At 63.0% G+C, this 22455-nt stretch carries 18 protein-coding genes; 14 read left to right on the forward strand and 4 right to left on the reverse strand.

Annotated features, from left to right (window positions below):
• Positions 1-28: 28 nt before the first annotated feature.
• From ABIA71_RS03195 to ABIA71_RS03215, 5 genes are all read left to right on the forward strand, one after another.
• Complete coding sequence (locus tag ABIA71_RS03195; RefSeq protein WP_354283078.1) at positions 29-1609, forward strand: family 43 glycosylhydrolase; 1581 nt, start codon at positions 29-31, stop codon at positions 1607-1609.
• Positions 1610-1652: 43 nt separating this feature from the next.
• Positions 1653-2711 carry a LacI family DNA-binding transcriptional regulator gene (locus ABIA71_RS03200; protein WP_128095341.1) on the forward strand — a complete coding sequence of 353 codons (1059 nt, stop codon included), beginning with the start codon at positions 1653-1655 and terminating at the stop codon, positions 2709-2711.
• Positions 2712-2929: 218 nt separating this feature from the next.
• Positions 2930-3778, forward strand: a complete 849-nt coding sequence (kduI, locus tag ABIA71_RS03205; RefSeq protein WP_354283080.1) for a 5-dehydro-4-deoxy-D-glucuronate isomerase — start codon at positions 2930-2932, stop codon at positions 3776-3778.
• 66 nt (positions 3779-3844) lie between these two features.
• Positions 3845-4600, forward strand: coding sequence for a 2-dehydro-3-deoxy-D-gluconate 5-dehydrogenase KduD (kduD, locus tag ABIA71_RS03210; RefSeq protein WP_128095343.1), 756 nt, complete (start codon positions 3845-3847; stop codon positions 4598-4600).
• Positions 4601-4776: 176 nt separating this feature from the next.
• Positions 4777-5880 carry a GDSL-type esterase/lipase family protein gene (locus ABIA71_RS03215; protein WP_354283082.1) on the forward strand — a complete coding sequence of 368 codons (1104 nt, stop codon included), beginning with the start codon at positions 4777-4779 and terminating at the stop codon, positions 5878-5880.
• 30 nt (positions 5881-5910) lie between these two features.
• Here the strand turns inward: ABIA71_RS03215 and ABIA71_RS03220 are convergent, their stop codons facing one another.
• Positions 5911-6588 (reverse strand): DMP19 family protein, encoded by a 678-nt coding sequence (locus tag ABIA71_RS03220; protein ID WP_354283084.1) that lies wholly within the window; start codon positions 6586-6588, stop codon positions 5911-5913.
• Positions 6589-6733: 145 nt separating this feature from the next.
• A complete protein-coding gene (phhA, locus tag ABIA71_RS03225) occupies positions 6734-7630 on the reverse strand; it encodes a phenylalanine 4-monooxygenase (protein WP_354283427.1) in 897 nt (298 codons plus the stop codon).
• A gap of 127 nt (positions 7631-7757) precedes the next feature.
• Between phhA and ABIA71_RS03230 the strand changes: the two genes are divergently transcribed.
• The 9 genes from ABIA71_RS03230 to ABIA71_RS03270 all read left to right on the forward strand — a co-directional run bounded on the left by ABIA71_RS03230 (position 7758) and on the right by ABIA71_RS03270 (position 20118).
• Complete coding sequence (locus tag ABIA71_RS03230) at positions 7758-8240, forward strand: Lrp/AsnC family transcriptional regulator (RefSeq protein ID WP_038691453.1); 483 nt, start codon at positions 7758-7760, stop codon at positions 8238-8240.
• Between the two features lie 529 nt (positions 8241-8769).
• Positions 8770-11511 (forward strand): type VI secretion system Vgr family protein, encoded by a 2742-nt coding sequence (locus ABIA71_RS03235; protein WP_354283086.1) that lies wholly within the window; start codon positions 8770-8772, stop codon positions 11509-11511.
• Positions 11501-12430, forward strand: coding sequence for a DUF4123 domain-containing protein (locus ABIA71_RS03240; protein ID WP_354283088.1), 930 nt, complete (start codon positions 11501-11503; stop codon positions 12428-12430). Before ABIA71_RS03235 ends, ABIA71_RS03240 begins: the two co-directional genes overlap by 11 nt.
• A complete protein-coding gene (locus ABIA71_RS03245) occupies positions 12427-15387 on the forward strand; it encodes a T6SS effector BTH_I2691 family protein (protein WP_354283090.1) in 2961 nt (986 codons plus the stop codon). Before ABIA71_RS03240 ends, ABIA71_RS03245 begins: the two co-directional genes overlap by 4 nt.
• The gene (locus ABIA71_RS03250) at positions 15377-16126 is read left to right on the forward strand and encodes a putative type VI secretion system effector (RefSeq protein ID WP_354283092.1); all 750 of its coding nucleotides are present in this window, start codon (positions 15377-15379) and stop codon (positions 16124-16126) included. Before ABIA71_RS03245 ends, ABIA71_RS03250 begins: the two co-directional genes overlap by 11 nt.
• Positions 16127-16351: 225 nt before the next feature.
• On the forward strand, positions 16352-17461 hold the full coding sequence (locus ABIA71_RS03255) for a DUF6708 domain-containing protein (RefSeq protein ID WP_354283094.1): 1110 nt from the start codon (positions 16352-16354) through the stop codon (positions 17459-17461).
• A 9-nt stretch (positions 17462-17470) separates the two neighbouring features.
• Entirely contained in the window at positions 17471-18541 is a 1071-nt protein-coding gene (locus tag ABIA71_RS03260; protein WP_354283096.1) for a DUF6708 domain-containing protein, read from the forward strand.
• Positions 18542-18573: 32 nt separating this feature from the next.
• Positions 18574-19314, forward strand: coding sequence for a putative type VI secretion system effector (locus tag ABIA71_RS03265; RefSeq protein WP_354283097.1), 741 nt, complete (start codon positions 18574-18576; stop codon positions 19312-19314).
• A 63-nt stretch (positions 19315-19377) separates the two neighbouring features.
• Entirely contained in the window at positions 19378-20118 is a 741-nt protein-coding gene (locus tag ABIA71_RS03270; RefSeq protein ID WP_354283099.1) for a putative type VI secretion system effector, read from the forward strand.
• 94 nt (positions 20119-20212) lie between these two features.
• Here the strand turns inward: ABIA71_RS03270 and ABIA71_RS03275 are convergent, their stop codons facing one another.
• Together ABIA71_RS03275 and ABIA71_RS03280 are read right to left on the reverse strand one after the other, a co-directional pair.
• Positions 20213-21205 carry a patatin-like phospholipase family protein gene (locus ABIA71_RS03275; protein ID WP_038691445.1) on the reverse strand — a complete coding sequence of 331 codons (993 nt, stop codon included), beginning with the start codon at positions 21203-21205 and terminating at the stop codon, positions 20213-20215.
• Positions 21206-21322: 117 nt separating this feature from the next.
• The gene (locus ABIA71_RS03280) at positions 21323-22348 is read right to left on the reverse strand and encodes a TIGR00266 family protein (RefSeq protein WP_354283101.1); all 1026 of its coding nucleotides are present in this window, start codon (positions 22346-22348) and stop codon (positions 21323-21325) included.
• Between the last annotated feature and the right edge of the window lie 107 nt (positions 22349-22455).

Here is a 22455-nt window from a genome sequence, read left to right on the forward strand (position 1 = left end):
CCCACGCTACGTTCAAGGGAGACACACGATGCGTTTGAGGACAACCCTGGCCAGCTTCGCCACCGCCTGCCTGCTGCTGGCGGGCGCCGGCCACGCCGCCGAGCCTTCCACCGCCTGGAAGCGCGGGATCGAGAACCAGCGCCAGGCCGACCTCGGCAATGGCACCTTCCTCAACCCGGTGTTCGCCGGTGACCGGCCGGACCCCTCGGTGCTCAAGGATGGGCAGGATTACTACCTCACCCTGTCCTCGTTCGATGCCTACCCCGGCCTGCCGATCTGGCACTCGCGCGACCTGGTCAACTGGCAGCCACTGGGCCATGCCATCACCCGGAACGTGGGGGCGATCTGGGCGCCGGACATCGTCAAGCACGGCAGCCGCTACTACATCTATTTCCCCGCCCGCACCGGCGAAACCCGCAGCAACTTCGTGGTCTGGGCCGACAGCATCAAGGGCCCTTGGAGCGAGCCGATCGACATCGGCCTGGGGGCGTACATCGACCCGGGCCACGCGGTGGGCGAAGACGGCAAGCGCTACCTGTTCCTCAGCGGCGGCGACTACGTGCAGCTGGCCGACGACGGGTTGAGCGTGGTCGGCACGCCCAGGCACGTATACGACGGCTGGAAATACCCGGAAAGCTGGGACGTGGAGGCCTACGCGCAGGAAGGCCCGAAGATCAATTTCCGCGATGGCTGGTACTACATGACCACCGCCGTGGGCGGCACCGCCGGCCCGCCCACCGGGCACATGGTGATCACCGCCCGCTCGCGCTCGATCCACGGTCCGTGGGTGAACGCGCCCAACAACCCGATCATGCGCACCCGGTCGGCCGCCGAGCCGTGGTGGTCGCGCGGCCATGCCACCGTCATCGAGGGCACCGACGGGCGCTGGTGGATGATGTACCACGGCTACGAGAACGGGTACTGGACGCTGGGCCGCCAGGCCCTGCTGGAGCCGATCGAATGGACCGCCGATGGCTGGTTCGTGGCCAAGGGCGGCGACCTCGGCCAGCCGCTGGCCAAGCCCTCGGGCACCTCGGTGGGCCAGCACGGCATGGCGCTGTCGGATGACTTCCGCGGCACGCGCCTTGGCCCGCAGTGGTCGTTCTTCAACCCGGCCCAGGACGAGTACGCGCGGCTGGACTTCACGGGCAAGGGCCTGGTGCTGCAGGGCAAGGGCGAGACCCCCCGCGACAGCTCGCCGCTGACCGCCATCGCCGGCGACACGGCCTACCAGTTCGAGGTCGAGATGCACGTCGCCCCGGGCGCGGTGGGCGGTGCCCTGCTCTACTACAGCGACCGCCTGTACGTGGGGGTGGGCAGCAACGGCGAGAAGTTCATCATGCACCGCTACGGCGAGGAGCGCCCCACCCGGCTGGCGCCGAGCACCCAGGGGGGCACGCTGTGGCTGCGGGTCACCAACAACCGCCACATCGTCACCTTCCATTCCAGCACCGATGGCAAAACCTGGCAGAAGTACCCGGTTCAGATGGAAGTCTCCGGCTACCATCACAATGTGGCGGGCAAGTTCCTGGCCCTGAAGCCGGCCCTGTACGCCGCCGGCCAGGGCAAGGTGGAGTTCCGCAACTTCCGCTACCGCGCCCTCGATTGAGCTGCCCGCTAGAATCCCCTGACTCATCCCCGGTTTGAACGACATGTCATTGCGCAGCAAAACCGATCCGTCGCCGCACGGATTGACCAAAGGCAAGGCCGCCACGATCAACGACATCGCGCGCCTGTCCGGGGTGTCCAAGAAGACCGTCTCGCGCATCATCAACAACTCGCCGCTGGTGCGCAAAGACACCCGCGACAAGGTGGAAGCGCTGATGCGCGAGGTGGGCTACACGCCAGATCCACTGGCGCGTGGCCTGGCGTTCCGGCGCTCGTTCCTGATCGGCATGGTGTACGACAACCCCACCGCGCAGTACATCGTGGACATGCAGTACGGCGCGCTGGACGCGCTGCGTGGCTCCAGTTTCGAACTGGTGGTGCACCCCTGCGACTCGCGCAGCCCCGGCTACATCGAAGGCGTGCGTCGCTTCGTGCAGCAGCAGAAACTGCACGGCGTGATCCTGGTGCCGCGTGCGTCCGAAGACCAGGCGCTGGTGGACATGCTCGATGAGATCGGCGTCCGCTTCACCCGCATCGCCTCGCTGCCACTGGACGACACCTCGCAGATGGTGGTCACCCACGACCGCGACGGCGCCGCCGAAGCGGCCGACTACCTGCTCTCGCTGGGCCACCGCGACATCGCCCTGGTCACCGGCCCGAGCGCCTACCGCTCGGCGCACGAACGCACGGCCGGCTTCATCGATGCGCTGGCCAAGCGCGGCATCGAGCTGCCCCCGGCGCGCATCGTCGAGGCCGGCTACACCTTTGAATCGGGCGTGGCCGCCGCCGAAAAGCTGCTGCTGGGCAAGCAGCGCCCTACCGCCATCTTCACCGGCAACGATGAAATGGCGGCCGGCATCTACAAGGTCGCCCTGCGCGCCGGCATCAACATCCCGCGCCAGCTGTCGATCATCGGCTACGACGACAGCCCGCTGGCCTCGCGTTTGTGGCCGTCGCTGACCTCGGTGCGCCGCCACACCCGCGACACCGGGCGTACCGCCGCGGCCATGCTGATCCAGCCCGACGGCCAGGCCGCGCTGCAGATCGCCAGCGTGCGCCCGCACCTGATCGTGCGCGACTCCTGCCAACCGCCCGAGGATTGAGACCCGGAGGGGCAAGCCTCGGCAGGGGCCCCACCGTTGGTCGTGACGCTTCCACGGTCGTGACGCTTCCCGCGTGGTGCCGCCTTTCGTCCTGACCCCGCCCCGGGCTGCCCGGCGATATCGTGCAACGCAAAATGACACCGGTTTACCAACTCGCTACACTTTGACCAAATCGCGCCGGGGCCGACCTGCTGCCCCACCCCTGCTCTGGAGACGCCATGTACTGCAAGACCCACTACGCCACCCATCCCGACGCCATCAAGGGCGCCAGCAATGACGACCTGCGCGAGCTGTACCTGCTCGACGGCCTGTTCAACGCCGATGCGGTGACGCTGAAGTACACCCACTACGAGCGCTTCGTGCTCGGCGGTGCGGCCCCGGTCAACGGTCCGCTGTCGCTGCCCACGCAGACCGAGCCGGCGTCGGCCGCCGGCCATCCGTTCCTGGAGCGTCGCGAACTGGGCATCATCAACGTCGGCGCCGGCAGCGGCACCGTCACCGTGGACGGCACCGTGTTCCAGCTCGGCCCGAAGGACGGCCTGTACGTGGCCATGGGCAGCGTGGACGTGGTGTTCGCCTCCGACGACGCCGCCACCCCGGCGCAGTTCTACCTGGCGTCCACGCCGGCGCACGCGCGCTTTGAGACCAAGCAGCTGTCGATCAAGGACGCCGTGGCGCTGGATCGCGGCGCGCTGGAAACCAGCAACGAACGCACCATCTACCAGTACATCGTGCCGGCCACCTGCCAGTCCTCGCAGCTGCTGCTGGGCCTGACCGTGCTCAAGCCGGGCAGCGTCTGGAACACCATGCCGCCGCACCTGCACGACCGCCGCAGCGAAGTCTATTTCTACTTCGACCTGGGCCAGAACGACCGCGTGTACCACTTCATGGGCGAGCCCGACGCGCAGCGCCACATCGTCATCCAGAACAACGAGGCGGTGGTGTCCCCGCCGTGGTCGATCCACATGGGCGCCGGCACCAGCAACTACGCCTTCATCTGGGCGATGGGCGGCGAGAACCTGGATTACACCGACATGCACGTGCTGGACATCTGCCAGCTCAAGTGACCCCCGCACGCCGCCCGCATCGCGCGGGCGGCGTCTGTGCCGCATTGGAAAAGGACCGCATACGCAATGGCTAATCCGTTCAGTCTGGAAGGCAAGGTCGCCCTGGTCACCGGTGGCAACACCGGCCTGGGGCAGGGTATCGCCGTGGCACTGGCGCAGGCCGGTGCCGACGTCGCCGTGGCCGGCATCCAGCCGCCCACCGAGACCATCGCCGCCATCACCGCGCTGGGCCGACGCTGCCTGGCCATCGAAGCCAACCTGATCAGCATCGAGCCGGTCGAGCGGGTCATCCGCGAAACCATCGAAGGCCTCGGTGGCCTGGATATCCTGGTCAACAACGCCGGCCTGATCCGTCGGGCAGACGCGGTGGACTTCAGCGAGCAGGACTGGGACGACGTGATGAACGTCAACATCAAGTCCGCGTTCTTCATCTCGCAGGCCGCCGGCCGCCATTTCATCGCCCAGGGCCGCGGCAAGATCATCAACATCGCCTCGATGCTGTCCTTCCAGGGCGGCATCCGCGTGCCGTCGTACACGGCCAGCAAGAGCGGCATCGCCGGCATCACCCGGTTGCTGGCCAACGAGTGGGCCAGCAAGGGCATCAACGTCAACGCGATCGCCCCGGGCTACATGGCCACCGACAACACCGCCGCGCTGCGCGCCGACGAGGACCGCAACAAGTCCATCCTCGACCGCATCCCGGCCGCGCGCTGGGGCACCCCGGAAGACCTGGGCGGCACGGCCGTGTTCCTGGCGTCCAGCGCTTCGGATTACGTCAACGGCGCCGTGCTGCCGGTTGATGGCGGCTGGCTCGCCCGGTAACACCGTCGCGCCCCGCTGGCGCACCCACGATCTGCGCTGCAGATCGTGGGCCCCAGGCAATTGTTACCTCCAGCCCCCACCGCTTCGCGGTTGCCCCTGACCCAAGGGGCGTTCCCCCAGATGCACGCCGGTAGTGCCGGCCGCTGGCCGGCAGCTCTCCACCCAGGAGCATGACCATGTTGCGTTTGCTGCTGTCCCTGTCGCTGCTGCTCGCGGCCCCCGGCGCGCTGTGCGCCCCGCACCGCATCTTCATCGCCGGTGACTCGACCGCGGCCGAGTACGGCCCGGAACGCGCGCCACAGGCTGGCTGGGCCCAGTCACTGCAGAGCTATCTCGATCCCACCGTGTGGCAGGTCCGCAACCACGCCAAGGGCGGCCGCAGCACGCGCAGCTTCATCGATGAGAAACGCCTGGACGCGATTGCGGCGGAGCTCCAGCGCGACGACGTGCTGCTGATCCAGTTCGGCCACAACGATGCCAAGTTCGAAGACCCCACGCGCTACACCGATCCTGCCGTTACGTACCCGCAGTTCCTGCTGCGCTATGTGCAGCTGGCCCGCGACAAAGGCGCCACGCCGGTGCTGATCACCCCGGTGGCGCGGCTGCTGTACGACTTTGGATCACTGCTGGACACCCACGCGCTCTACACCCAGGCGATGAAGCAGCTGGCCACGCGCGAGCAGGTGGCACTGATCGACCTCAACGACAGCTCCACGCGCTGGATCCGCGCGTTGGGCGAGCAGGGCGCGCGACCGTACTTCCTGTTCGTGCCCGAACAGAACAAGGCCGACGGCACCCATTTCAGCACCGCCGGTGCGAACGCTGTCGCGTGCCTGGTCGTGCGCGACTGGGTTGCGTTGCAGCCCACGCTGAAACCCGCGCTCAAACGCGATATCGATTGTGAGGTACGCAATGCAGGGCAGGGCGTGGACGCGTCGAAACCCTCGCGCGTGGTGCACGAGCGCGACATCGCGATCACCCAGCCGGGCCCACATGGAGGCGCCGGCCCCACCACCGCTTACCCGTTCTTCGCCAACGACACCGACCTGCCGTTCGTGCTGCGCAAGCGCGTGCTGCACAAGGGCGCCGGCATCGGCCTGCATCCGCAGCACAAGGATGAGATCTACTACATCGTCAGCGGGCGCGGCAGCTACGTGCTGGACGGCAAACAGCATGACGTGGCGGCGGGAGACGCGCTGCTGACACGCACTGGCAGCCTGCACGCGCTGCAGCAGGTGGGCGACGATGACCTGGTGGTGCTGCTCGCATATCCGCGGTAGGTACCGACCGTTGGTCGGCACTGGCCCTGCCTACTGCGCGTGGCCCTCACCCGGTTCCGGCCCGAAGTGCAGCAGGCCGAGCCTGGCCAGGTCCTCGGGGCGCGCGTAGTACGCCTCTTCAAACTGCTCCAGCGCGTCCTGCTCGTCGGGCGTCATGGCCTCGTACAGATCGCTCAACTCGGTCACCGCCGGATCATCTTCAACGCGATCCAGCAGCCCACGCATGCCGGCCAGCGCCGCATGCGTCTGGTCCGCACCGATGGCACGCAGCCCGTGCAGTGCAAGCTGGCAGGTGGGGTCGCCCCAGTTGCACAGGAACTGCATGAAGCCACCGTTGTTGATGTCCGCTTCCATCCGCCACAGCGCCACCAGCTGCTGGTCCTGCGCCGACAGCGCGTCCAGCGTCCAGTCCAGGGCATGCAGACGCTGCATCGCCCCTTCGTAGCGCGCATCCCAGAGCAGGTCCAGCACGTTGACCATGCCGCTAGCCGACGCTGGCCACAGCGCCGGCCAGTTCGCGCCGAGGCCATCGTCGGTCAATACCCACTGCGCACGATTCTTCGCCGACGCTTTCTCCAGCCGCGGATTGCGCGTGAGGAATTCACCCACCTGCGCGCCGTTGGCCAGTTGCAGGTGCACGTGGGTGGCGTCGAAGTGGATGGACTGGATGCGGAAGGCGGACAGCGGCATGGCGTAGGCGAGCGGCATGAGCAGGGCCGAAGACCATAGCAGACCCTGGCCGCACACCAAGTCCATCAACGGGTAGAGCCGACCGTTGGTCGGCTGCTCCATCTCCACGGCGCCCGCCGCGACGCTGCGCGAACGGCAGCCGACCAACGGTCGGCGCTACCGATCAGACGTCGCCGCCGTCTTCCCAGCCTTCGCCAGTGCCTTTCTGGAACACCGTGTCGCCGTCCTGCACGTCACCGGCCGGCAGATGCTCCTTGGCTTCCAGCGCTGCGTAGATCGGGGTGAAGTCCGGCGCTGTCGCCTCCATCAACTGCTCGAAACTGTCGATGACAAAGTACGTCTTCTGGAAGGTGTCGATGCGGTAGCGGGTCCGCATGATCCGCTCCAGGTCGAAGCCGATGCGGTTGGGCGCGGCCGACTCCAACGAGTACAGCGATTCGCCCTTGGACGACACGATGCCGGCGCCGTAGATGCGCAGGCCTTCGTCGGTGTTGATCAGGCCGAACTCCACCGTGTACCAGTACAGGCGGGTGAGGTGCTGCAGCGCTTCGGGGCCGATCGCATGCGCCTTGACGCCACCGCGGCCGTAGGCGGCCATGTAGTCGGCAAACACCGGGTTCATCAGCAGCGGCACGTGCCCGAACAGGTCATGGAACATGTCCGGTTCGGCGATGTAGTCGATCTGGTCGGGCCGGCGGATCCACCAGGTCACCGGGAAGCGGCGATTGGCCAGGTGGTCGAAGAAATCCAGCTCCGGCAGCAGCCCTTCCACGCCCACCAGCGTCCAGCCGGTCGCGGCGCCCAGCACCTCGTTGAGCTGGTCGAAGCGCGGAATCATGTGCGCGCTCATGCCCATCTCGTCCTGCGCGTGCAGGAACTCCTTGCTGGCACGCCCTTCCAGCAGCGCACGCTGGCGCTGGTACAGCGTGCTCCAGGTGGCGTGGTCGTCGGCGGTGTAGGTGTCCCAGGGCTGTTCCACGATCGCGGTGGTATACACCGGCACGTAACCCTTGTCGGTCTGCTGGCGTTCGACGCGGCGCGGGGCGGTGGCGGTTTCCATCGTGGTGGTCTCCTGGGAAGTCATATGACGATGCTAGGGCAGGGGCCGCGCAAGAGGTTTGCAAAGTTGCGCGGATATGCCCAACTGGCGCAATATCGTTGCGTCCACCTCATGTTGCGGAGCAGCAATGGCCGGAGAACCCCAGTTCGACCGCACGGATCTGCGCCTGTTGGCTGAAATCCAGCAGCACGGCCGTGCCACCAACGCCGAACTGGCCGCCCGGGTGAACCTGTCCCCGTCGGCCTGCCTGCGCCGCGTGCAGCGCCTGGAGAACGAAGGCGTGATCGCCGGCTACGGCGCGCGGCTGGAACCCCGGCGCATCGGCCTGGGCCTGCAGGCCTTCGTCCGCGTGCAACTGGAAAAGCACGACCAGCACGCCATCGGCGTGTTCGCCGACAGCGTGGTGGAGTGGGACGAAGTGGTCGCCTGCCACGCCCTCACCGGCGACATGGACTACCTGCTGCACATCTACGTGCGCGACCTGGAGCACTTCTCCAGTTTCCTGCTGGACAAACTGCTCAACGCCGCCGGCGTGGCCGACGTCAATTCCAGCTTCGTGCTGCGCACGGTGAAGGATTTCCGCGCGCTGCCGTTGTCGCAACTGGAATAATGCGGATCGCATCAGCGATCACGTGGTGGAACCCACCGTTGCTCGCCCACACGACCATTCCAACACGGTAGAGCCGACCGTTGGTCGGCTGCGCGACCACCCCAACGCGGTAGAGTCGGCCGTTGGTCGACTGTGCACTGCGTCGCAATGCTCAACATTGAAATGCGTTTAATCCTGCTCCGATAAACAGGCGTCCTGCCGTTGCGTGCGCTGTATTCGCGACCTCGTACCTTTTCCCGCTGACGCAATTGCCTCTGTAACCCCCAACGCCGCGCAACGCACCATGCCCGCGTGCGTTGGGGAGATGACGGATGGAAAAGGGTGCCGGAGCGCCACGCCACGGAGCAGTGGGAAACGGTTCACAACATACGCCAGCGGATTCGTGGTTGAATCTGTACTTGGATGAACGTGGCGGAGCCACGGCGGACCATTTCGCCGGCGGTGCCACGCGCAAGACAGACCCCAGCATTAGACCGGCCACTGAGCCGTTGAATGCGAAGGCTATCGGCGAATCAACAGGGATGTGAACATGGACAGTTCAAAGACGGCCGCCTTGGTGGCGGCTCTGCGGGCAGGTGACGCCCGCCGGTTCCTGCGCCTGCACACGGCGCTGGGCGCTGGCGTATTGGTGGCCGAAAGATTCGATGGCCTCGAGCAGATCGATGGCGCGGGGTTTCAATGGTCCATCACCGCACTGTCGCTGGAGGCCGGGCTCCCACTGGATGAGCTGATCGGCCAACCGGCGCTGTTGCAGCTGGAGCTGGCCACTAGCATCCTGCGCCCCTTCCATGGACGCATCACGGCTGTCGAACGCATCGGTAGCAACGGCGGCCTGGCGCGCTATCGCCTGCGCCTGCAGCCCTGGCTGGCGTTCCTGGGCCAGCGCGTGGACAGCTACGTATTCCATGACGCAAGCGTGGTCGACATCGTCGAGAACGTATTTGCGGACTACAGCAGTCTTCTCCCGGCATGGCGCTGGGACCTGACCAACCGCAGCCTCTACGCCAGGCGCAGCCTGACCACGCAGTACCAGGAAACCGACCTGGCCTTCGTGCAGCGCCTGCTGGCCGAAGAGGGCATCTATTACTGGTTCGAACACGCCGGCGAGCCGACCAGTGCGTCGTTGGGTGCGCATACATTGGTGCTGGCCGACCATCAGCATGCGGCCGCGCAGCTGGGGTCGATTCGCTTCCATCGCGGGGATGCGGCCGAACGTTCTGACAGCGTGCAGCAGTGGTCGGTGTCGAAACGTTGGTGTACTGCGAAGGTGACCCGCACTACGTGGGACCATCGCAGTCTTGAACTGCGGCACGCCAGTGCCGAAGCCCTGACGCCCTATGAGGGCATCGGCGAGGACGCCGACACCTGCGGCCCGTATGGCTGGCAGGACAACGCCCGTGGCCAGCGCCGCGCGCAGCAGCACCTGGATGCGTTGCGTGTTCGCGCGCATACGATTGAAGGGCAGGGCAAGTGGCGACAGTTGATGCCAGGTGCACAGTTCCAACTGGGCCAGCATCCGGGTGTGGACGCGGGCACCGCGTTCCTGTGCCTGTCGGTGCAGCATCAGGCGCGCAACAATTTCGAGGCTGATGTGTTCGACGCACTGGAGCAGCAGCTGGGGCCGGCCGCGCAGGCGCCGCTCAGCCTGCCTGGCGCGTTGAGTGGCTTGTCCGTTGCGAATGCATCGGCCGACCTCACCACCACCTTCTACGACAACCGCTTCGTCGCCATTCCGGCCGACGTGGTGTACCGCCCGCAGACCGAAGACGGCCACGGCACCCGCCTGCATCCGCGCCCCTCGATCACCGGCACGCTCAGCGCCATCGTGGTCAGCGACGGCGAGCCGCTGCAGTCTGATCGCGACCACCGGATCAAAGTGCAGTTCCCGTGGCAGCGCGGCGGCAGCTCCAGCACCGGCTTGGCCCATCCCGGCGGTGACGACAACGCCCCGGCCAATGGTGGAGCCTGGACCTGGGTGCGGGTGATGACCCCGTGGGCCGGCGACAACTGGGGCGGCGTGGTGCTACCCCGTCGTGGTCAGGAAGTGTTGGTAGCGTTCCTTGAAGGCGACATCGACCGCCCGGTCGTGGTCGGCGCGGTCTACAACGGTCGCGGCCAGACCGATGCCGCCCACAACCAGGTCGCCAGCGGCGGCGCCAATGCCACCGGCAATGCGCCCGCCTGGTTCGACGGCAATGAACATGCCGCGGTCTACACCGGCTTCAAAAGCCAAGCGCTGGCCGACAGCCAGGGCGGGCAGGGCGGTTACCAGCAGATGAGGCTGGATGACACGCCGGGCCAGGGCCGCGCGCAGCTGTCCACCACCCAACACGCCACTACGCTCACCCTGGGTCACCTGAAGGGCGGCGAAGACAACGTGCGCGAAACCGAGCGCGGCTTCGGTGCGGAGCTGTCCACGCAGGCCTTCGGGTCGCTTCGCGCAGGGCAAGGGTTGCTGCTCAGCACCGAGCCGGGCGAACCCCAGCTGGCCGCCAACCAGGCACTGACCCAACTGCAGGAAAGTGCCGAGCTTCTGCAATCGCTCAACGAATCGGCCGTGAACCAGCAGGCGCAACTGCCCGAAGAACCGACCACGCTGCAGGCCCACGACGCGCTGGAAAAAATGCAGGAAAGCCTGCACGCCACCCAGAGCGGCAGCGCGGCGGGCAGCATCAGCGGCGGCGACGGCGATGCCCCGGGTTGGGACAAGCCGGTGCTGATGGGCAGCGGCGTCGCCGGTGTGATGAGCCTGACCCCGGCTGATCAGGTCTGGGTGAGTGGTACGCACACCACGCTGGCCTCGGGCGTGGCGCTGAACTGGCTGAGCCAGGGCTCGATCACGACGGCGGTAGCCGGCGGGCTGGTGCTGTACACCGCCGGCGCCGAGCCGAAACCCGAAAGTCCGAACCAGGAACGGGGCATTGCGCTGCACGCCGCGCAGGGCAAGGTCAGTGCTCGCGCGCACAAGAACCAGGCGATCCTGGCAGCCAAGACCAACGTGAAGATCACCAGTACCCAGGCCGATGTGCAGCTCTCGGCGCCGAGCAAGCACCTGCTTGCGACGGCGGCCGGGGCTTACATCCGGATCGAAGGCGACAACATCGAGCTGGGCGCGCCGGGAAAGGTGGAATTCAAGGGCACGCAGCGGGAGTGGACCACGGCAATGAACGTCATAACCGAAACCACGCCGCAGCAAGGGCTACTCAAGGGCTGTGAATCCCAGCTTATGCTCGCTCAGCGTCGCTATGAGGGGGGCGTCGATGTTGGCTGAGCGTCTCTGTGAGGAACTCCACACCCTTGCTCATTGTGCACCTGGGTTCTGCTACTTGCTGATGCAACCGGCGGAGATGGAGTCGGACGAAGATCAGCGCTTTCGAGCTCTGACTACCAGCGCTGGAATCGAACTCATCCCACTTCGAATCCCCCTACTCCCGGAGACGCTGCGGCCCTACTTACTGCCGATTGCCCTTAGTGAGGGACTGCCCGCGACGCTGTCCGCGATCGCGGTGGAGATGGCAGTGAACGATAGACAGTACAACGCCCTGGTCAGGGGATGCACTCAGCGAAACTGCGCTTGGATCTGGACGTCGAAAACGGCTGAGGAACTGCGTCATCACCTTGAGAGACAAGCTATCGTGCCATGCCCTGCCTCCCACTCCAACAGACGCTGGCTGCGCTACTACGACCCCATGGTGGTGGATCTCCTCTGGGAGGCGCTGTCAGACGAGTACCGGGCAAAGCTTTTCAGTGAAGTAGACCAATGGGCATACATCGATAGATGGAGTGAACTGTCGGTACTACGCCCACCCGATGCGCACGCGCACTCAAACGCGCAAATCGAATGGCAGCGAGTTGCAGGCATTGGTTCGATCAACCAAGCCTGGATCCGTGCAATCGGTCAGGACAGAAGAATAGGAAGAAAGCACTTCATGGAGCATCAGCATTCAGTGCAAACCGCAAGTGATGCTGGAATGCAGGGCCCAGACCTGGATCTCTTCGCACATCACGCGCTGGAACTCGGACGCAAATTTCCGCTGCATCACGTCGGCAAGAAAATGCTGGCGGCAGTGAAGGTTGGCGGAAGCTACAGGGACGTCGCAAGTCGAATCGACGCGGCGACATGGCAAAGAGTGCGCGAAGAAATCAGATGCATGTCCGGAGACCAAAACAATGTCGGCCAAGTCGTATGACAAGTGACCCCAAGGCGACGCCACCGCGCGGCGTCGCGGCCGACGATCAGTACAAGTCTGTGCCGGGCGACGTCTATAAAGGTGAGGTGATCAATGATCTACCCGCCATCAACGCAGTTTTCCCGGACAGTACATCGCGGAAAACGGATGCATGCGAAGCTTGCCGCAGCACCGGTCTAGCCATTCTTCCTGTTCGTTACACTGTAGTGCCTGTCACCTGTTCCGCCGCCAATGTGACGCCACTCTCTACAGCGCGCCTCGGTAGCAATGATCTTGTCGAGGGAGGCTACAAGTACGCGCTGCGCACTGCACGGAAAGGCATGCTCTATGTCTACTACGAACAGAGCGGGCCATACGGGGGCAATTACTGGGAAGCCTATGCTGTGGCAGAAAACGGTACGTTGTGGCCTCAGGCATCTGCGGCTGCAGCGCGTGCGATCGATGGTGGCGGACTGCCGACCTGCACTCGCAGCGGTCACAATCACCTTCGTAAGGAGTTCATAACCATCCAGCGGCCGGAGACGTGCGGCACTGTCTGGCTGGCATATTCGCAGCACACCTGGACCCCGGCCACCCTGGAGCGATATGCCCGGGACGGGGCGCTACGCGCAGAGCGCATGCAGCCCATCCAGCCGGCCAAATGGATCCAGACGGCAGAGGAGGCTGGCGATCATGCTCCGATTGGTGATGCCTCGGTGTTTCAGTCCGTCATGGAATATCAGGATCGGGGGAGCTCGGGGGGTGACCCCGGCGAACTGCCACACTTTGGCAAGCCACAGCCGTTGAGCTCGGCGGATGGAACGTTCAAAGAAGGCGTGCTGTCAGTGCATGCCACTCGCTACCCGTGGAGCCTTCGAGGAGCACGATCCGGCACAGGAAAGAAGGATCCTTGGGAGGAGCGCTACCAGCTCATGTGTGCCATGAGCAGCAACGGGCGCAAGGGCAATGATCGAAAGGTCTATACCCCGATGTTGCTCGGACTGTGGGACGCAATCGGTATCGCGCACGAACTCAATGGATACTGCCACGACGTTATCGGTGGCATCGAACGGTACAAGGAAGAGCGGGCGTTCGAAATCAATGCAGTGGATCATATCGAGCAGATATCCACGCTGTTGCAGCTGAACGCTGTGGTGCTCGCAGACAACTACGAGAAAACCAGTCGCGCCATCATGGATGGAACCGATGAAGCGACCAATCGCGAGTACGCGCGGTTGGGCATGATCAACGGCTCTCGTGCGACAGAAGAGCAAAAGACGAAGCTCGCCGAGCATGTGGCGACGGTTCTGCTTCCCGCGTACCAGAAGCAGGCGAAAGAGCAGTGGGAAGAGAAGTACTGGCCACTTATCGATGAACCTCTCTTCAAGAGCTTCAAGAAAAACATGGAGGCCTTCGTAGAGAAGGCATTTGAACACCTGCGGCCCCGGACCAGGTCACTTCATGCGTGGCTCGGCAGCGAACTCTTCCTGGCCACGCTTGAAGACTATGATGGCGCGTCGCCCACTTGCGGTGTCCAGTTTGAAGAAGTTGTAACGGATGCCATTGAAGGGATCGCCATCAGCGTGGAGGGCAGAGCCTTCCTTTCCGAATTGGCGTCGAACCTGAAGCCCACGGAACGAAACTGCCTGCTCTGGCGCGTCGTGGCGCAGAATCAAGATGACGCCCGCACCGAACTCGAACAGGTCCTGTCTCATGCCAGCACCGTCAAGGAGACGCTGCTGACCACGGCCGGAGTCGGCTGGGCTGCCTTTGCCAAAGGTAGCGCTTATCTGAAGTCGTTCCTTGGCTACTACAAGAAATTCGAGGCAGTTCAGAAGCAGGTCGTACCGTCCACAGCCGCCAACAGGGTGCTCCGCGACAGCGGCGTAGACCGCTTCGTCACCACTGCCGGTGCCGTTATGTTGAACAGCTTCCCTCTCAATGGGATCCAGGACAAGGCAGGCAACGCGCTTGTCCGGTTCGTGTTCTACACGCGCGCACTGATGAGCGCGGAAGAAGCATCGGATCTGATCACGAAGGAGGCCAGTTCCGGTGTGGAGGCCAAGCGCTACTTCCTTGACCGAGTAACGCACCACCGATTGAAACGCAGCACCGCAGGCTCTCCCATGATGTACGCGTTGCGGGATGTCGAGCGGCATCAGGGTACTGCCTTGATGCGCGATTGCTGGAAGAGAGCGTCGGAAAGCAGCAGGAACGCGGTCCGACTCACCTCCTTGACGGGCATCCTTGAAATAGTCAACTTCGCAAACCTCGCTAACAAGGCTGACAAACAGGCGAAGGACTATGCCAGTCTTCTTGCCTCAGGAATGGCGCTTGTTGCGGTTTACACCAGTGTGCACGAGGTGGTGAGCAAGGAGCTGTTCGGGAATGCTAGCCGCACCGTTGGCCGAATGAAGGTGGTTGGTGGCTTCCTGGGCGGTGGGGGCAGCTTCATAGGTGCTTACTATGACTTGGGTGACTTTGTTACAAGTGCTAGAGACGAAAGGTACAGTCAATCAGTTGCGTTGTTTACAAAGGCAATGGCCGGAGCTTCTGTCGGAGGAGCGCAATTCCTGACCGCACTGGCTTACTCCGCCCCGCTAGTTCAACGTTTGACGGGGAATAACGCGTTAACTATCTCCCTGTACGGCCTAAGGGCAGGCCTCTCCGCAGCTGCGGCAAGGGAGGGCGAGGCACTACTTGCATCTCATGCGATGAAGCGCGTCGGGGTGTGGGTCCTTAGACTTGGCGGCTGGGAAGTTGCATTAGTGATTGCGGCCATCCAAGGGCTAATCTGGGCGCTGAGTCCAAATGAGCTGGAGATATGGTGCAAAAAAAATGCGTTTGGTAAAGGCCAGATCCCAGGTTTGTTTGGATTTGGCTCGGGCGGTGGAAAATTCAATAACGTGGATAAGCAAGAAGAGTCATTTATTGCTGCAATGGGACGGGTTACCGCTAAAGTGAATCATGAAAATTGAGTCTATCGTGGAGAATCCAACGGGTAACCTCCGTGTCATTCGCGGAACGCTGGGTAACATCCAAACAAAGAATATCGTAGTGAGTACGCTGCTGCGTCAACGTGACCGTGAGGGAATTGCTGCCACGGGTGCGCTACTCGCCGCGATGGGTCTCAGCGGTCCGGCAGCGGCCATGGCGATGAATGAAGTTGAGGACATGGATGAACCTGCAACTCTGGCGTCTTTCGAACTCAACGAATTCAGTGTGGAAGCTTTGCTCTGGAACTGGCCGTTCAAAGAGGGCGATCAGCTTGCAGCTGTTGGACGAGACGCGGGTGATGGTCATTTCATTGCACTGGCTGTGCTCCATGAGGCTGATCGAATTATCGTTCTTTACCCGCATCTTAGTGCTGGCCATGCTGCGCATTGGAGGAAAGTGGCGCGTCTATCGCTGCTTATTGGAGTGCCCGCCACGCTTTTGGGGGGTGTTGCGGCATTGCTTGGATTTCTTGCCCTTGATGAGAGCCTCTCGGCACTTTACAAGGTCTTTCCCTGGGCGGCGTTGGCTAGCATTTCCATGTTCTGTTGGGTTGGCTACAGGCTCGGCCGGAGGCTGGATCCTTTCACGAGAATGGCAGAAGGCGTCTTTACGGCGCTGGAGTGGGCGGATGTGAAGAATATCGATCTTAGGGCGCCAGGTAAGGGTGCGAAGAGATCCGATGACCCTCCCGCACTCGGCGATAGCTATTTCAGGTATTAGGCGAACTGTCGGCGGCGGAAGGTGCTCCAGGCTTGACCGGTACGACCGCGAACGACCTGCTCGCTGAAGCTGCCTCATCTCTACGCAGGTCGTCGGCCTTACCTCCAAGGCCGACCTTGAGACAGGCGTTGCTTGGGCGTAGTTAAAGATGGTCGCCCGGAGCCGATGAATTTATTTTTTGGACGGAGCTCATGAGAGCAAAATTCAAATGGGCTTGAAATAACAATGTATCTGCTTGAGATGTTGAGTTGGAAATCAAAGCTGTCCTGCAGCGAAAATACACCGCGTAGGATGGAATCAGTGACTGCTGACGATCATCTGAGAACTGATTCGTCCGTGGGTGCAATTGCGGATCCTGGCGCGGCCCTTTTCTCGTACGGCGAGCGATACATCGATGTGCAAGGTGCTTGGCAGGAAGACAGGCGTGGAATCATCACGTTTGCATTTATAGGCATCATGTACCTACTGCAGTACATGGCACTGTTCGGGAATGTAGTTCCCGGAATCAAGGACTTGATATCCGGCCTTGATCCATTGGGGAGGCCGCTGACGGCAGAGGGCTATATATTCATTCCCCTTTTCATTCTGATGTGGGTTGTTGCGAACGTGGTGTTCTTTCGATTCGCGTGGCGATGGCTTCGTCTTGAGATATTTGTCCAAAGAAGAATCGTTGTGCGCTTTAACAGGATCACCAAACAAGTGCATCTGAACAGGCCGACTTACGCCGGGGGGGTTGTCACCTTTCCTTGGGAGGCCACGATCGCTGATATGGCGGGGGGCGAGGGAAGTTCAAAGAATGAAGGAGGCACGTTGCTTCTTGCATGGCCATCCCACTATAGCGGCGCGGGTTTTGACGATCTTTGTATCGTTGGCGGTGCAGTTGAAAATCGACAGCAAGCGGAGGCGTTGTGGGAGTACATTCGGCGCTACATGGAGCAGGGGCCGAGCGCTGCTCCTCGTCCCGCGCGCCTGAGACCTCTATTCCCATGGCCGTGGGATTCGGTCCGCTCCACATTGAGCTTCCTTGTCCCGTCATGGCGCACAGGCGATAAGGGACTCGTACTCACCTTTGCGCTTATCTTGTCGCCGCTGCTGCTACTTCACAGTCTCTGCCATTGGCTTTCTCTGCTTCTTTGCTGGCCTACGTGGTGGCCCAAGACCATTAGGAGTGCAGGATTGCCTGACGCTCCTGTTCCCAGACTGACCGTTGCAGAGGATTTCGGGGTGGAGGCCGCAGGGAAACTGAGGGCATCAGTCATCACGGTTGTCGAGAAACCAGGCAGCCATGCCAATCCGCATAACGCAGTAGATTCTGCTGGCGTTGATTCCAAGTGACCGGCCAAAATGTATCTTCTTGAGATGCTGTACTGGAAGTCGAAGACGTCTGAAGACGTTGCCTCGTCGGTTCATACGGTCCAACGGGAGGGCGCGGATTACCCGAACATCAGACAAAGATCTGAAGTTCAGCCAGATGACGGGTTCGCGCTTTTTAGTGTAGGCGAGAACTTCATTGACGTTCAGGGTGCTTGGCAGGAAGACAAGCGCGGATTGGTTACGTTCCTGTTCCTTGGTGTGATGGTTGTGCTCCAATACTATTTTCTCATAGGCGCCGTCGTCCCAGGAGCTAAGAGCCTTGTCTCCGGATTTGGTGCTCTTGGCAACCCGATGCGGGCCGATGGCTATATCTTCATATCAATAATAATATTTATGTGGGCATCGGCCAATGTGTTGTTTTTTAGAATATGTTGGCGGTGGCTCCGTCTGGAGATATTTGTCCAGCGCAGAATAATTGCCAGGTTCAATAGGGTTACTCGTCAGGTCCACATCAACAGGCCAACTTATGCAGGTGGGCTCGTGACGCTGCCTTGGGATGCCACCATTGCCGAAGCATCTGGTGGCGATGCTGCTTCTCCGGCCGGTGGGACACTCGCAATGGTATGGCCAGCCGGCTACAGCGGCTCTGGTTTTGACGACTATTGTCTGATTGGTGGGACCCTCCCAGATCGCGCCAGTGCTGAGGCACTGTGGGAGTACATTCGGCTGTACATGGAGGAAGGGCCGAACGCTGTGCCTCGTCCCGCGCGTCTGAGATCTACATTCCCCTGGCCGTGGGATTCGGTCCGCTCCACATTGAGTTTCCTTGGCCCGTCATGGCGCACAGGCGATAAGGGGCTTTTGCTCACATTCGCGCTGCTCTTGTCGCCCCTGCTGCTGCTGCACAGCATCTGCCATTGGCTCTCGCTGCTTCTGTGTTGGCCTACATGGTGGCCCAGGATCATTCGCCGTGCCGGACTGCCCGGTGCGCCGGTGCCGAAGCTGACTACCGCAGATGACTATGGCCCGGAGATGGCCACGAAGCTCAGAGCATCGGCGCTCAAGATCGTCGACGAGAACAGTGGCTCATCAGGACCCTAGCCTTGTTTGGGTGACACGGATATGAAAGTTGGATGCTTGTGAAAGATGATTTTGATTCAATCAGGGTTATAAAGGGCCGCCTCAGTTCTCCGAAAACGAAAGGTGCGACTGCGGCCATATTCTTCGGCGGTTCCGATGAGATTGGTATGGCTGCAACCAGCGTGCTTGCCAGTGCTTCGGGCCTGAGCGGCATCGCCGCCGGGATGGCTTTGATGTCGACCGATGAATGGCACGAGCCTGTCGTCGAGACCAACTTTGTCGTCAATGGTCAGTCGGTAAGGGCGCTGCTGTGGTCGTTTCCCTTTAGAGAAGGAGATGACGTCGAAGTTGTGGGCGAAAGTCTGGCGGGCGAGTTCATCGCGTATGCGGTTCTCTCCCCGAGCCAGCGCCTGATAGCTCTTTACCCCCACGTATCGGCCGGATCAAGGGCACACCTTCTATCAGTCCTTAGGATTAGTGCGCTCACTTCTTCTGGATTCACCATCTGCGCTTTCCTGCTATTTGTCACCTTGGGTGCATTTATGGCGCTTGGAGATGACTGGGGTGCCTTCGTGGGGGTTATGGCTGCCGGAAGCGCGGCAGTCGGCGTGATTCTATTCATCATCGGTTTGAGGATTGGAAATAGGTTCCGGCCTTTCGTCAGAATGGCCGATAAAGTGTTTTCCGCTCTCGGCTGGCCCGATGCCAAGCAGATAAATCTAAGGCGCACCTCGCGAGACAAAAGGCTGCCGGGAGACCCGGTTGAGCTAGGTGATCGATTCTTCAGGTACTAATGATTGCAGTGCCAGCGACCCCACGCTGCGGGGCGCGTAGCGGTCCTTGGTTAAAAGAGAGCAATGACAACGACTCAACAGCCACGCATTACGCTCGAGATCCTCTCGGGCGCAATATCCAACGTTTCGTCCACGTCCATCACACTCAACGTTCTGGATAACCCAGGCGATCGAGAAAAAATGGCGGCGACCGGCGTTCTGGCAGCCGCAATGGGACTGAGCGGCCTAGCGGCCGGGATGGCGACGTTCTCCTCGGATGAAATGATCGAGACCGCAGCGAAGGTCACATTCGAGTTGAACGGCGTGGGTGTAACCGCGGTTCTGGCGGCTTGGCCCTTCAGTGAGGGCGATACCCTCAAGCTGGTTGGCACCCGTCGCAGCGACGGGTCCTTCTTCGCGCTGGCAGTTCTCGATGAAGGGAAGCGCATAATCGCGCTCTGCCCACACGTCAGCGCCGGTGGTTCTGCCCATTGGGCTCGGGTGCTTCGCTATTCGCTTTGGGTGGGCGTCCCGTATGCCACCGTCGTGATTGCAGCCTTCTGTGCGGGAATCTACGCCCTTGATGACGGTTTCGCAGGTACGTTGAAGCCTTTAGCCACTTTCTACCTCATGAACGTATCGATAGTAATCTTCATTGGCTATCGAATCGGACGACGCTTCAAGAAGTTCATCCGTACGGCAGAGGCGATCTTCTCCGCACTCGGCTGGCCCGACGTCAAATGGGTCAATCTGCGCAACGACGTCGCGGCCCGTCGCCAACCTGGTGACCCGCCTCAATTGGGCGACACGTATTTCAGATACTGACGTATGCGAGGCTGACCGAAGCGATGCTTATGAGTCCGCTTCCCCTGCCGGAGCCAGGAGCAGCCGGGCAGAGCCCGGCGCTACAGAACCTTGATCAGCACTTTTCCTTGCGCCCCATCAGCCGGCCCACGCGCGACGGTTCATCGCACTTGGGCTTCGGCGGCGGCGGCGCTACCGCGGCCGCACGCGCCCGCTGCAGCTGCTGCACCTTCGCGCGGATCTGCGGCATCGCCGCCATTGCCGCTTTCTCGCCTTCCAGGATCGCGTAGCCACGCTGGCTGAAATCGGCCGCGCCGATCTCCAGCACCTTGGGGCGGATGATGATGTCCGCGCGCGCCAGCTCCTGCTCGCCCAGGCGCTGGCCCATGATCGAGATGGACTGGTTGACGATGCCCAGCATGCCGGTCGGCGACTTGCCGCTGGCCTTGCTGGAGATGTCCACGGCGATGACGAAGTCGGCGCCCAGTTGGCGCGCGGCGTCCACCGGCACCGGGCTGACCACGCCGCCGTCGACGAAGCTGTTCTTGCCGATCTTCACCGGCTCGAACACGCCGGGGATGCTGCTGGAGGCGCGCACCGCCTGGCCCACGTTGCCGCGCACGAACACGGCGCGGTCGCCGGTGTCCAGGTTGGTGGCCACGGCCGCGAACGGCTTCTGCAGTTTTTCGGCGGGGCGGTTGCCCACCTGCGCGTTCACGTAGTCCTGCAGCTTCTGGCCCTGTACCAGGCCGCCGGAGAACAGGCGCACGTCGCGGATGCTGGCTTCATCCAGCGCCACGGCCTTGGACTGCATCTGGAACGCGTCCATGCCGCTGGCGTACAACGCGCCGACCACGCTGCCGGCGCTGGTGCCGGACACCACCACCGGCTCGAAGCCGTTGGCTTCCAGCATCTTGATCACGCCGATATGCGCAAAGCCCTTGGCCGCGCCGCCGCCCAGGGCGATGCCGATCTTGACCGGCTTGGCCTGCACCACCGGGGTGGCGACCGGCGGCGGGGTCGGGCGCACGGGGTCACCGCCGCAGCCGGCGAGCAGGCCGAGAGCGGCAACAGACAGCGTCAGGCGAATACGGTGCAGTGATTTCATCGGCGTGGCAGAAAGTGAATGGGCATCGAGGGCGTCAGCATACCGGTACTGCCGGCTGTTGGCCGGCAATGACAGGGCGCCGGTTTATATCGGGTTGCCGGCCACGGGTCGGCCCCCTCAGAACCGGTTGTCGCCGTCCAGGATCCGGCCGATGCCGCCCAGCACCGAACCCTCGCCACGGCTCTGCCCGCCGGCTTGGGGCGCGGCCATCCACATGCGCCCGGCCAGTCGCGAGAACGGCAGCGACTGCAGCCACACCTTGCCCGGGCCGGTCAGGGTGGCCAGGAACACGCCTTCGCCGCCGAAGACCATGCTCTTGATGCCGGCTACGCGGCGCACGTCCATGTCCACGCTGGCGTGGTAGGCCACGATGCAGCCGGTGTCCACGTCCAGCCGCTCGCCGGCGGCCAGTTCGCGCTCCACCACGCAGCCGCCGGCGTGCACGAACACCCAGCCGTCGCCTTCCAGCTTCTGCATGATGAAGCCCTCGCCGCCGAACAGGCCGGTCATGATCTTGCGCTGGAACTGCACGCCGATCTGCACGCCGCGCGCGCCGGCCAGGAAGCTGTCCTTCTGGCAGATCAGGCGGCCGCCGTGCTGGTCCAGCTTCATCGGCAGCACGGTGCCGGGGTAGGGCGCGGCGAAGGCGACCTTGGCCTTGCCGTGGCCGGTATGCGTGTACAGCGTGGCGAACAGGCTTTCACCGGTGAGCACGCGCTTGCCGGCGCTCATCAGCTTGTCCATGAAGCCGCCGCCCTGGCCGCTGTGCGAGCCGTCGCCGAACACGGTGTCCATCTGCACCGCGGCGTCCTTGAACATCAGCGCGCCGGCCTCGGCGATGGCGCTTTCGCCTGGGTCCAGCTCGATCTCCACGAACTGCATTTCATGGCCGACGATGCGGAAGTCGATGTCGTCGGCGCGCTGGCTGCGGCCGCCCGGGCCGGGCAGCGGCGGCGGCGCGCCTTGCGGGGCGACGCTGCCGGCCAGCAGTTCGGGCACCTCGCTGATCGCCATCCAGCCGCTCATGCCCTCGCACCAGACCAGTGCGCGCGGGTTGAGGTGGGCGTACTGGCGGGCGGCGGCATCGTCGAGGGGACCGGTGCGGTCGGCCTGGCCGGACGTATGGAAATACCACTGGGTCATGACGGTGTGCCTGGCAGACGGAGGAGGGGGCCAGTCTAGAGCGGCCCGGCGTGGGCCCGAGTGGGCCGGAAGTCGTGACCGGCGTCGGAAACCGCGATCTGCCTTCA

Origin of the sequence: Stenotrophomonas sp. 2619 (genome assembly GCF_040548725.1) — a bacterium.
In the GTDB taxonomy this organism is placed as follows: Bacteria; Pseudomonadota; Gammaproteobacteria; order Xanthomonadales; family Xanthomonadaceae; genus Stenotrophomonas; species Stenotrophomonas maltophilia_AP.

What these genes read in the sequence shown, in the direction of transcription:
- ABIA71_RS03195 (WP_354283078.1), top strand. Translation starts at nt 29, where the DNA reads ATGCGTTTGAGGACAACCCTGGCCAGCTTCGCCACCGCCTGCCTGCTG.
- ABIA71_RS03200 (WP_128095341.1), top strand. Translation starts at nt 1,653, where the DNA reads ATGTCATTGCGCAGCAAAACCGATCCGTCGCCGCACGGATTGACCAAA.
- kduI (WP_354283080.1), top strand. Translation starts at nt 2,930, where the DNA reads ATGTACTGCAAGACCCACTACGCCACCCATCCCGACGCCATCAAGGGC.
- kduD (WP_128095343.1), top strand. Translation starts at nt 3,845, where the DNA reads ATGGCTAATCCGTTCAGTCTGGAAGGCAAGGTCGCCCTGGTCACCGGT.
- ABIA71_RS03215 (WP_354283082.1), top strand. Translation starts at nt 4,777, where the DNA reads ATGTTGCGTTTGCTGCTGTCCCTGTCGCTGCTGCTCGCGGCCCCCGGC.
- ABIA71_RS03220 (WP_354283084.1), bottom strand. Translation starts at nt 6,588, where the DNA reads ATGCCGCTCGCCTACGCCATGCCGCTGTCCGCCTTCCGCATCCAGTCC.
- phhA (WP_354283427.1), bottom strand. Translation starts at nt 7,630, where the DNA reads ATGGAAACCGCCACCGCCCCGCGCCGCGTCGAACGCCAGCAGACCGAC.
- ABIA71_RS03230 (WP_038691453.1), top strand. Translation starts at nt 7,758, where the DNA reads ATGGCCGGAGAACCCCAGTTCGACCGCACGGATCTGCGCCTGTTGGCT.
- ABIA71_RS03235 (WP_354283086.1), top strand. Translation starts at nt 8,770, where the DNA reads ATGGACAGTTCAAAGACGGCCGCCTTGGTGGCGGCTCTGCGGGCAGGT.
- ABIA71_RS03240 (WP_354283088.1), top strand. Translation starts at nt 11,501, where the DNA reads ATGTTGGCTGAGCGTCTCTGTGAGGAACTCCACACCCTTGCTCATTGT.
- ABIA71_RS03245 (WP_354283090.1), top strand. Translation starts at nt 12,427, where the DNA reads ATGACAAGTGACCCCAAGGCGACGCCACCGCGCGGCGTCGCGGCCGAC.
- ABIA71_RS03250 (WP_354283092.1), top strand. Translation starts at nt 15,377, where the DNA reads ATGAAAATTGAGTCTATCGTGGAGAATCCAACGGGTAACCTCCGTGTC.
- ABIA71_RS03255 (WP_354283094.1), top strand. Translation starts at nt 16,352, where the DNA reads ATGTATCTGCTTGAGATGTTGAGTTGGAAATCAAAGCTGTCCTGCAGC.
- ABIA71_RS03260 (WP_354283096.1), top strand. Translation starts at nt 17,471, where the DNA reads ATGTATCTTCTTGAGATGCTGTACTGGAAGTCGAAGACGTCTGAAGAC.
- ABIA71_RS03265 (WP_354283097.1), top strand. Translation starts at nt 18,574, where the DNA reads ATGCTTGTGAAAGATGATTTTGATTCAATCAGGGTTATAAAGGGCCGC.
- ABIA71_RS03270 (WP_354283099.1), top strand. Translation starts at nt 19,378, where the DNA reads ATGACAACGACTCAACAGCCACGCATTACGCTCGAGATCCTCTCGGGC.
- ABIA71_RS03275 (WP_038691445.1), bottom strand. Translation starts at nt 21,205, where the DNA reads ATGAAATCACTGCACCGTATTCGCCTGACGCTGTCTGTTGCCGCTCTC.
- ABIA71_RS03280 (WP_354283101.1), bottom strand. Translation starts at nt 22,348, where the DNA reads ATGACCCAGTGGTATTTCCATACGTCCGGCCAGGCCGACCGCACCGGT.